Raw genomic sequence first — 9,575 nt, forward strand, 5'->3', positions numbered from 1 at the left:
ATTAAGAGGTAGTAAAATGACAAACAAAAAAACAAAATTAATTTCTGGAATAACAGCAACAGTTGTAGTTGCTTCAGCAGTTGGAATCGGAGTAGGAACATCTTTTGCAATAAATAGTGAAAGGGAAGTCGATCAGTTAAGAGCAATAAGTAATGCAAAAATATTTCCAATTTTAAAACAAATGCCTTTTGGAGGTGTTGAAAATTCTAGCAATCCTATTAAATTTCTAGAAGCTTTTAATGCAAAAAGATTAGATACTAATCTAAGTCCAAATGCTTTACCTATTTGAAATAATTCAAATTTTGTTTCTTTTGATATTGTAGAAATGGCAAAAATTTCAGGAATTTCAGAAACTGTTCTTGATAATTTTTCTTTTAAGGTTGAAAAAGCTATTATTTCTAATGCAAATCCTAATAATCTAAATTTAACTATTATTGTAGTTTCTAAAAATGACAGCACTCTTTTTACAAAATATGAAATTTTGATTTCTGATTTTCTTTCAGAAGAATCATATATTCAAAAAGCAGCAGATATTATTTCTACAAAAATTAGAACTTCAAATATTACAACAACAAATTTAATTGCCCAAAGAACTTTAGCATCAAAAGTTATTGCTTCGCAACTTTCTGATTTTATTAGAGATAATATTCCTTTTAATAACTTAGTAGATGCAAATGACATCAGTTATGCTTTTGAAATTTTAAGTTCAAATGATAACTTAGGGAATATTGAAGCAAAAATTACAATAATTCCAAGATTTAGTATTGAAAGAATAGTACTCGAATCAATTACTTTAAATGGATTTTCAACTACAACTAATCAAGAAATAATTCAAATTCAAAACAATATTCAAAATGCTTCCGAATTAAGTTTTAATTTTACTCCTCAAGCAGAAATTTTAACTATTGATAATGTAAATTCAAATAATATTCAAAATTTAGCAAAATTAACTCAAAATCCAAATCCAGGTCTTAAATATGAAATTCAAACTGATTCATTGATAATAAATAAAGAAACTAATTTGATTAATTTTGATGTTTTAATTTCTGATGCTTCAGGAAGAAATGTCGAAACCACAAAAAGATACAAAACTTCAGTAACTTTTAGACCTTTTACTATTTTTGCTTTTGATCAATTAGATTTTGTAATTAAGGGAGAAAAATTAAATCAATTTTTATCACAAGAATTAAATACTTTAGACTTTGTACCTGCTACAAATCCTAATTCTAATTTAACCTATACAGTTCAAAGCACAAGAATTATTAGTTTTAATTCAGTACTTTTAACAATTCGTGTTGTTCAAAATAATACAAGTAACTCACAAACATATGAAACTATTGTTAATGCAGGTTTTAGTTCAATTCAAAATAGACAAAATGCAATTTTAACTTTAATTAAAGAGCAAGAACCCGCTCCTATTTCTAAAATTGTTTTAGAAAATACTTTGGCTTCAAATGTTCACCCTTCAAACTTTAACAATCCTGATTTTTCAAACATAATTCCATTATCTTTAAGAAATTTGCCAAATTTTTTTCCAGCAATTACTTATTCAATTTTAAACTCTGATAATGCAAATGGAACTCTTGATTTAAGAGTAAATGTTTCATTACCAGGAATGCCACAAATTGGATATACATCGAAATTTAACACTTTAAAAAGTAATGATTTTGTTCAAAATTTAATTCAATTAATTTCAAATAGAAAATTAAGTCCAATTTTAAAAACACTTACTCCTTCTATAACAATTCCTACTATATCTTTAGAATCAATCGCAAATGATTTAGTTGCTCCAAATCAAGCTCAATTAATGTCAGGGAATAATCGTATTACTTTACCAGAAGGAGCAGTAGTAACTTTTGAAATAAATAGAAATACAGGAACACAAGGGGTTTTAAATCCAAATGATATCAATGGGACTTTAGATATTTCGATCAATTTTACTCTTAAATTATTAGGAGATGTAGCTATTTACCAGGGTAATTATACTGTTACAATGACAGGTTTTTCAAGTCAAGAATTGAGAAATTTAGAAAATATTGCTAAATTTCAATCATTAGGGTTAAGACCTATTTATAACAATCCTTCAGTTTTAGCTTCGAACCTTTTACCTTCAAATATTAATTTAAACAATTTGAACCAATTTCAAGTTCCTGTTTTTGATCAAGTAGCTTTTCCTGATCTAACTTTAAGAATTAAATCAATTTTAAATCCAAATAATGTTTTAGGATCTATTGATGTTACTGTTGAGCAAAAAATTATCAAAAATGGAATCACAACAACTAGAGATAATGTAATTACAATTTTTGGATTCAGAACTGAATCTGCAGATAATGCTTTAAGTGTAATTACTAATTACATCAACACAATAAATGGAAGTGATGGACAAGTTGTAATTAAATTTAAAAATACAGTAAATCCAAACGAAACTTTAATTGCTTCTTTAACTCAAAATGATGTTGATTTCGAACCTTTTAATTTTGGTGAAAACGAACTTTTTCCTTCTCTTTCTGCTGAGGTGAGTGCAATTAGAATAAACCCCCAAGATCCAACTATAGCTCAAATTTTGATTTTAGTTAAATCCAATGTTTTAGTAAATGGACAAAATGTTCAACAAGTTTATATTCAAAACATTCCGGGTTTTGCACCTCAAGAATTTATTATTAATCGCGAAATACTAAAACAATATATTGAAAATGGTAATTTATCAAATACTTTAATTTCACCAATTTTATTACCAACAATTGTTAAAAATTTGACTCTACCAAATACAGTTTCTTTAAGTTCATTTGAAACAACTACTTTAAGTGATCCGTCAAATCCTAATATTAATTTAAGATTAATAGGAGTAGCACAAGGTGTTGTTAATCCAATTACAAATCCACCAGTTGCAACAAGTGTCGTTGCAACAATAAGTGCTTCATTAGGTACAGGAGATTCTGTAGTGACTCAAACATATATAGTTACAATTGAAGGTTTTGCAACACCAATAGGTATGGCTAATCAAACTATTGCAAATAATGAAGTTGCAAATATTGCTTCTAGAGCAGTAGCTAGTTTGAGAGACGAAGCTAAAAAAACTTTATCTGTTTCTCAACTTTTACCAAGCGATTTTAATTTAAGATACCCAGCAAATTCAACTTCAATTGTTCCAATTTCAGATTTATCAATAACACAAATAGAAGCCGATCCTAATGATTCTACAATTGCTGTTTTAACAATTCAAGTTATTATTAGAGTAAATTCCTTTAACAACAGTTTGAATTTTGGTATTGCAACTTATACTCAAAAAATTCCAGGATTTTTAAACCAAGATAGCGGAAGAATTGCTTTAGGTTTTAGAGATTTAGCTTTAAATGCTAATGATTTAATTATTTTTAATGGAATTAAAGGTGATACAGGAGTCGATGCTGCAATTCAAAGTGGAAAAGATAATTTCACTATTAATTCCCCTATAGGTTTTGAAAATATTATTTTTTCAATTCAGGACTTTGATTCAACAAGTACTAATGCTTCCAGAGGAGAATTAGGCTTTGTAATTAAAGGTGAGTTTAATGGGCAGATATTATTATCTTCAACAATAAATCAAAAAATTGTTGTTTCAGAATTTCTAGCAGAAAATCTAGCGATATTAAATGCAGCAACTGAATTTGGAGTTATTTTAAAACCAGAATTTAATTTAAATTCAAATAGACCTACAGCTTCACAAGCAAGTAAAGATAATTTTTCAATTAATTTTTCTCAAGCACCTGATCCAAGAGTTGAATATGAAATTACCAATTTAGTTCAAGGTGGTGAAGGGCAAGTAGATGGAAACACTGTAACCCTTACAATAATAATTACTGTCATTGGAACAAATGTTTCTAGAACTTACAACACAGTATTTAATGGACTGGCCACTCAGAGTTTTGTAAATAATAGAACTTTAGTAAATGCTTTTATAAGTACACCAGATTTTAATACAAGTATTTTAAGTGAAGGAGATAAAAATAAAGCAGTATTAGATTTAGTCGCAGATGATTTTACAATTAACAACACAGACCCGAATATTAGAGTTCAAATTTCAAAAATTGAGCCTTCAGCTTTAAGCTCAACAACTGCCTCAATTACTCTTTCAATTTCTACAGGAAAAGATTTAGATGTTTTTTCTAGTGATGTTATTATTACAAAAATAGGATTTTCAAATCCAACTGTAGCCAACAACAGAAGATTGATTGAAAATTATTTATCATCTTCTGATTTACAAAAACCATTTTATGTTGTTGAAAATAATATCCTTCCTGAATTTGTAGCAGCAAATTCTTTGAGCAAAAACAACTTTGCTATTAAAGCTATTTCAGGCGCTTTTTCTGTTATTAAACAAGAAATTACTAATTTAACTTTACAAGTAGGAGTAGATCCTGCGATTGCAACAAGTCTTACATTAACAGTAGAATACTCTTTAGGTGAAGGAGCAAATAGAGCTACTATTATTAAAGAATATGAAATTCAGGGATTTGCAACAGCTGCAAAAGCTACTAATTTTGAATTATTAAATAGATACATGACTTCAGGGAATTTATCTAAGCCTGTTTTTCAACCTGGTTTTTTTGCTAATGAAGTAGATATTCTTACAGTTCAAACTAACATTAATAGATATTTAACAACAAATCCTTTAGATGGAATATTCCGTCCTATTGTTTTAACTTTAGATAGTATTATTTTTGAACAAGGATCAGAAACAACTGGAATTGTGACAGTAAGAGCCTCAAATGGAATTGGAGATGATATTGCAAGTGAAACTTATGAAGTAAGAATTGAAGGATTTTTAACTGCAATACAAAACCAAAATGCAATCATTGCCTTAAATTATAGAAATAATTTAGCAAATAGAAGGGTACCTCAATTAAATGACGATATTGTTAGAGCTACAACAGCTGCATCCAATTTAACAATTAATTCTTTTAATATTGCTCAACCAAATCCCAATCCTTCTAATATAAGATTATCAATTACAAGAATCATTTTACCTGAAGGAATTTCTCCAGCAGAAGCTACAAGTGTTGAAGTTGAAGTTACTATTTTTGTAGGAAACGGTAATGCTCTTTCAAACACAATTAAATATACAACTTCTTTTGCTGGTTTTGCTAATTTAGCAAGAGAATTAAATAATGCTGCTTTAAATGAATATATTAAATCGCCAAATAGATTAATTCCTAATTTAGTACCAACAATTGAAAAAAATCAAGTGTCAGCAAATTCTATTGTTGTAAGTAATTTAATTTTTCCAAATAATCAAGGATCTATCGCAACAATGCAAAATAACATTACAATAAACCTAAGCATTGGATCGGTAAATGTTTCTCCCAATAATCCAAATGCAATTATTATTGTTATTAATGCTTCTGCAGGAACTCAAGTCTCAAATATTGTTAGAGGAACATATTCAATAACTATTGATGGATTTGCAAATGAAGCAGCAGCAATAAATTTCAGAATTTTAAATAATTATGTGCAACAACTAAGGCAAGATCCAAAACCTATAAATCCAAATATTTTCTTATTAAATTCAGCAGATTCAGCAGCTCCAATTGTTAGAGATTTATTTACAATTGATTCTCCATTTATTTTTAATGGAACAAATATTAATTTAAGAATTGAAAGAGGAATTTCTATTCCAAGTGATAATCTTGCAAACACTACTTTAGAAGTAAGAATTTCAGCTTCTATTGGAAATGAAAAAATTGAATATGGAGTAAGATTCACTCAATTTGCATCACTTGAAAGACAAAATAATATTAATGATGTAAATAATTATATTGATAATGTAAATAACAGAGCAAGAGCAATGTTAAATCCAGATGCAACAAATTTATCAACTTTTGAAGCAAGAAATAATAATTTTACCTTGATTAATTCACCTTTAGCATCTACTGGTTTAAATCTTGTAATTACTTCTGTTTCTCCAAAAACATTGAATTTAGGAGACTCTTTATTAGACCAAACAACTGCAATTGTAACTATTAGTGTTACAAAAGGAATTGGCCCAAATGTCTTTACAAGATCTTACACGGTAGAAGTTGTTGGTTTTAAAACATTGCAATTTGGAATAAATAAAGTAAGTACTACAAATTATATAAATGGATCAAATTTAATAAGACCAACTGCAATTGATCCTTTGATTGCTACTCTTAAGTCAGCTTTTCAATTGTTATCAGAAGAATTTACAATTGATTCTTTTGTTAATGTTGCTCCACCTGCAGGAATTATTCCAAACGATCCTGTAACTTTAAATTTAAAAATTTTAAGTGTAGCACCTTCTCAAAGAATCAATGATGGTACTTTTGCTGAATTTGATATAGAAGTATCAGTTGGAGTTTTTGGTCAACCAGATTATTTTGCACAAACATATAAAGTTGAACTGGGTGGATTTTTATCAAATGCAAACTTTTTAATTAATAGATTTATTAATTCTGATCCTAGACCAACTTTTTTAAAAATGTTAAATGGATTAAATTCTAACAATAGAAATCAATTTTTACCTTCAACTGTATCAGAACATGATTTTTCCGCTCCTTATATTGCAGGTCCAAATTCAACTTCTGAATTTACAAATGGATTAGAAATTAATTTAATTAATTTAACACTAACTTTAGAAATAGTGAATCGTAATGATCAACAAGGAACACTAACTTTAAAAATTATTGTTGCTTCTGGAAATAATAATTCTATTTTAACAATTATTTTTTCTGACTTTTTAACTTTACCTCGAAAAGCTGTTAATGATGCTCCAGAATTAGAATATGAATTAAATACAACAGATTCAGATTTTAAAAATAAAAATTCAGCACCTATTATAGAAAGTGATTACCGTTTGGCTAATCCAAATTTAGTTCCCGCAGAAGTTTCTTATTTAATACAAAGTATGACATCTTTAAATGATGGAGAATCAGTAGAATTACAAATTACTATTAGATCAATGATTAATCCAAATATCTCCAAAACTTATACTAAAACAATTTCAGGATTTTTAACCACTCAAAAAGCATTAAATTTAAGAACATTAGATACTTTTATCAACACTATTGATAGAAATGGTTTTGCCCCTACTTTACAAGCAGGAGTAAATCAAAAAACTGCTATTAATTTTGTAACTGAATGAAATTCAGCAACTCCTGATCAACGTAATCGTTTACTAAGCTTCAATCCAAACCCACAAGTGAATTTAGTTCAAAGAATTGATTCTATTGAAGTTTCAGTAGAAAATGATATTAATGTAACAATCTTGGTTCAAGTAACTTCCGGAACAGGACCAGATGCCGCTACTAGTTCTTACTCTATACAAGTAGGTGCATTTTTAAGTGCAGGAGATGCTGCAGTTGTTGCTTTACGTTCTTCAATTTCTTCTGCACATTTAAATAAAGAAGCTATACAAAATCATTATTTTACTCCAAATGGATTAAGTAAAAATAAATTATTAATATCTCAAAACACCATAGATAAAAATGACGTTTTTTTAGATGTAGATAAAATAAGAAAATTAGCTAATGAAAGACAAAATCAAGAAATAAACGATGTGACAGTTTCTTTTACAATAAATCCACTAACAAGACAAAATGGTCTTACAGGAGAATTATCTATCGAAGTAACTTTAGAATTCAAAGGTCAAAGTCAAAAATTTTCAATTATTGTTTATGGATTTGAAACAACTAATTCTTTAGTAAGTGCTTATGTAAGAAATGAAGCTAATAGACGAAAACCAATTTTGAAAAGTACTTTTGATAAATGAACATCTTTAGCATTAGTTTCTAAAGGTGATTATGAATTTAATGAATCAAATATCCCTACACAAATAGATGGGCAATTTTTAAAAATTTCTTTAAACACTATAATAATTAATGCTAGTGATCCATCAATTGTTAATTTTACAATTGAAGTTAGTATGAATGTTGCATCAATATATGAAGGAATTAATGTTATTTTAGAAGATATTCAAACATATAATTTCCAAATTTCAGGTTTTAGAAAACCACAATTTCAAGCAAATGAAGCAATTAGAGTGCAATATAATGAAAATTCTGAAATTGTAAATGGCTATTTTTCACAAGAGCAATTTAATACTAAATTTGATTCTCCAACCGATATAGCTACAATTACTAGAATAGAATTTTCAGGTATAGTAACAGCAATTGGAAATGAACAATTTAAAAGTGCAACTAATTTAGTGGAACTAATTTTATCAGAAGGTTTAATTTCAATTGGTACAGAATCTTTTAGAGATGCAAAATTAAATACATTAAGATTACCTTCTACTTTAGTTTCGATAGGACAAAATGCTTTTAAATCTTCATTATTAACAGGATTAACATTTATGCAATTAAATTTAGCAAATACAAAAGTAAATGTTTTAAATGAAAATGTTTTTGCTGGAGCGATAAACAATACAGTTTTAATCGATGATATTCATAACTGAAAATTTAATATTGTTTCTAAATTTAAAGTTAAATATAAAGAATTTAATCATGGAAATAATGAATCTGCAACTAATGCAGTTATTAACAGAAATAATTTTAAATATGAAGTTTCAGATCAAAATATAATAGATGGAAATAATATTACAATTGATTTTGGTATTTTAAGTTCAAATACTACAAGAGGTATAGTTTTCTTTAAACCTACACGTAAAATTACAACAATAACTAATAATCAGAAAGAAAGAAGAGCAGAAAAAGATGAAATCATTTATGGTTTTCAAACAACAATTAGAGCAGCAATAGAAAATATTGGAGCACAAGCATTTTTTGATGCAGATGATCTTTCAAAAATTAATTTTGATGAAAAAAATTCAAGTAAAATAAGTTCTTTTGGAAGTTCTTTTGCTTTTGGTAATAGCAATAACTTGAACTATTCTCAAAATTCTATACCTTCACAAGCCATTCTTGGTTCGAATGGTTCAAATAATAAAACTATCGAACATCAAAGAAACTTTTTAAGATTTGGAAGAGGGCAGCTAATCACATCAAGTACACAAGCCCCTGAAAATTATGTTTTAAGTGGAAACAATCTTGAATTAAATCCTGTTAATGAAAAAGGTTCAATTTTTGTCGTAATTAGAAATACAACAAATGGAACAGATTTTGGATCAGTTTTATTTGGAGGATTAAGTAGTTTACATAACAAATCAGACAGAAAAGAAGTATGGGCTTTTGATGCTGGAACACCAATAGGCATTAATGCTAATAATTTATTTTTAGGAACTAAACCTAATTGACAAGTTGTGGAATTTCATACAACAGGAGTAACTAATGGATCAGGAACTTCAGCACAACATCAATATCAAGTAAGACAATGAGTTTGAGATATAACAACAAATAGTATGATTCAAAGAGATTTTTCTGATTTTATTACTGATAGAACCTTGATTAATGGTAAATTTAGATTTTCAATCAATTCATTAACTCCAACAAATACTGATGTTGCTTCAATTGCTTTTGTAAAGGATTCTCAATTAACTCTACAGCGAAGAAATGATGTAGCTAATGCTTTACGTGATAAGTGAATTAATCAAAATGTTAGTGGCGATCTATCTTAAAAAAAGA

The 9,575-nt window shown here is 27.7% G+C and carries 1 protein-coding gene; it reads left to right on the forward strand.

Going from position 1 to position 9,575, the window contains the following annotated elements; all coding sequences use genetic code 4:
- Positions 1–16 precede the first annotated feature (16 nt).
- The gene (gene gli349 / locus MMOB_RS00560) at positions 17–9,568 is read left to right on the forward strand and encodes a gliding machinery surface structure protein Gli349 (RefSeq protein ID WP_011264623.1); all 9,552 of its coding nucleotides are present in this window, start codon (positions 17–19) and stop codon (positions 9,566–9,568) included.
- The last annotated feature ends 7 nt before the right edge of the window (positions 9,569–9,575 follow it).

The organism is Mycoplasma mobile 163K (assembly GCF_000008365.1).
GTDB classification, from domain to species: domain Bacteria; phylum Bacillota_I; class Bacilli_A; order Mycoplasmatales; family Metamycoplasmataceae; genus Mycoplasma_J; species Mycoplasma_J mobile.